Source organism: Corallococcus exercitus, assembly GCF_003611585.1.
Lineage (GTDB): Bacteria > Myxococcota > Myxococcia > Myxococcales > Myxococcaceae > Corallococcus > Corallococcus exercitus.
On the sequence record NZ_RAVW01000735.1, the window covers coordinates 1 to 2,151 of the forward strand.

The 2,151-nt window shown below is 71.4% G+C and carries 3 protein-coding genes; 2 read left to right on the forward strand and 1 reads right to left on the reverse strand.

Annotated elements, in window-relative coordinates:
- Positions 1–734: COG1470 family protein (locus D7W79_RS44145; protein ID WP_120530688.1), on the forward strand; the 734-nt coding region annotated here is incomplete at its 5' end.
- Positions 735–768: 34 nt separating this feature from the next.
- Here the strand turns inward: D7W79_RS44145 and D7W79_RS41465 are convergent.
- On the reverse strand, positions 769–1,464 hold the full coding sequence (locus D7W79_RS41465) for a pirin family protein (protein WP_120530689.1): 696 nt from the start codon (positions 1,462–1,464) through the stop codon (positions 769–771).
- Positions 1,465–1,556: 92 nt separating this feature from the next.
- On the opposite strand from D7W79_RS41465, the gene D7W79_RS41470 reads away from it, so the two are divergent.
- Positions 1,557–1,949 carry a peptide chain release factor family protein gene (locus D7W79_RS41470; RefSeq protein WP_120530690.1) on the forward strand — a complete coding sequence of 131 codons (393 nt, stop codon included), beginning with the start codon at positions 1,557–1,559 and terminating at the stop codon, positions 1,947–1,949.
- Positions 1,950–2,151: the final 202 nt, after the last annotated feature.

The window sequence follows — 2,151 nt, forward strand, 5'->3', positions numbered from 1 at the left end:
ACCTTGGTGACGAAGTCGTCCTCCTTCGTCCCCTCCCCCGTCTTGCCATCCTCGCCTGCGCGCTGGCCCTGGGCTGCGGCGGCAACGGGCCCTACTACCATCTGGACTGGGGAGGCGCGGACACCATCACCGCCGCGCCCGGCGACTCCGTCCCGTATGACATCGCCATCCAGCGCATCGCGGACAACCTGGGCGAGGTGCGCGTCAGCGCGGCGAGCACCCCCGCGGGCGTCACCTTCGGCCCGGAGTTCTCCCTCCCGGAGGGAGAGACCATCGTCAACGCCACCGCCACGCTCACGGTGGCTCCCACCGTCATGGCCTACGGCGTGAGCGCGCTGCAGCTCATCGCCGAGGACCCCGCCAACAACGTCACCGCCAGCAGCGGCATCGCCGTGGTCATCCTGCAGCCGCCCGAGCCCCAGCCGGACTTCTCCATCGCCGTGGAGCCGCGCCAGGTGAACCTGACGCCGGGCCAGTCCGCCCAGGTGACGGTGACGGTGACGCGCGCGGAGGGCTTCACCGGCCCGCTCGCCATCACGCTCGAGACTCCCTCCGTCACCACGCGGCTCGCCGTCGACCCCATCACCCTGGCCCCGGGCGAAACGACCGCGCAGGTGCGCGTCTCGGCGGACCGCTCGCTCTCCGCGCTGCCCTACGTGGTGAAGTTCGTGGCCACCGCCGAGGACAAGCGCGCCGCCAAGACGGGCTTCACGTTCAACCTGAACCTCATCTGAGGGTGAAGGTCGGGGGCCCGCGCCCGCGCGAGCCTCAGGACAGGTCGAAGAGCAGCGCCTCCGTGGGCGTCCTCGACTCCAGGGCCAGCGCCGTCTCCTCCGACACCGCAACGCCGTCACCGGCCTTGAGCGCCACGCCGTTGAGCGTGGCCTCGCCCCGGATGACCTGGAGCCAGGCGTGGCGGCCGGGCTGGAGCGCGTACTCCACCCGCTGGCCCACGCCCAGCTCCGTGGCGGACAGCACCACGTCCTGGTGCACCGTCAGCGACCCGTCCCGTCCGTCGTGTGATGCCACCACGCGCAGGCGGCCCTGGCGCTCCTCCGGCGCGAAGTGCTTCTGCTCGTAGCCGGGGGGCAGCCCCTGGCGGTCCGGCAGGAGCCAGATCTGCAAGAGGTGCAGCGGCGCATCCAGCGGGTTCATCTCGCTGTGCACCACGCCCGTGCCCGCGCTCATGCGCTGCACCTCGCCCGGGCGGATGGTGGCGCGCGTGCGCATGCTGTCCTCGTGCTCCACCGCGCCGCTCACCACGTAGGTGAGGATCTCCATGTCCCGGTGCGGGTGCTTGCCGAAGCCCCGGCGCGGCGCGACGGTGTCCTCGTTGATGACGCGCAGCGTGCGAAACCCCATGAAGTCCGGGTCGTAGTAGTCCGCGAACGAAAAGGTGTGGTGGGTGTCGAGCCAGCCGTGCTCCGCGTGGCCCCGCGCTTCCGACGTCCGGACGTACATCATGATGGGGTGCTCCCTCCTCCTGCCGGTTTCACCGCCAGGTGTCAGGAGAGCAGTACCGATGGCGTCCCCCCGGCGCTACCTTGAGGACTGCCATGACGCCGACCCTGCCCATCGCTCCCCCAGCACGCCGCCAGGCCGCCCGGGAGGCCCTCGCCCTGGATGACGAGGCCCTGCTGAAGGTCTGCGACGTGGAGTTCTTCATCGCCTCCGGTCCGGGCGGCCAGCACCGCAACACCACCGCCAGCGGCGTGCGCCTCACCCACCCGCCCACGGAGCTGTCCGTCACGGCCACCGAGCGCCGCAGCCAGTCCCAGAACAAGGACGCCGCCGTGCGCCGCCTGCGCGCGGGCCTGCAGGCCCTCACCTTCGTGCCCAAGGTCCGCAAGGCCACCCGGCCCACCCTGGGCTCCAAGCGCAGGCGCCTGGAGGAGAAGAAGCGCACCTCGGAGAAGAAGGCCGGGCGCGGCGGCAGGCTGGGCGACTAGGCCTTCCGCCGCTATGCAGGACGTGCGGACCTCGCAAGCTTTGCGTAGCCGCTGACACCCCCTGCCCACAGCGACACGGTTTCTTTCCAGGGCCTTCCCAGCAGGGAAGCCCTCCGTCGCCAGGGCACACCCTGTGCACACACCGAGGGTGGCCCCTGACCCCAGGGGGCCCGTTGACCCCAACCCCCGGTGAACCCTTGGC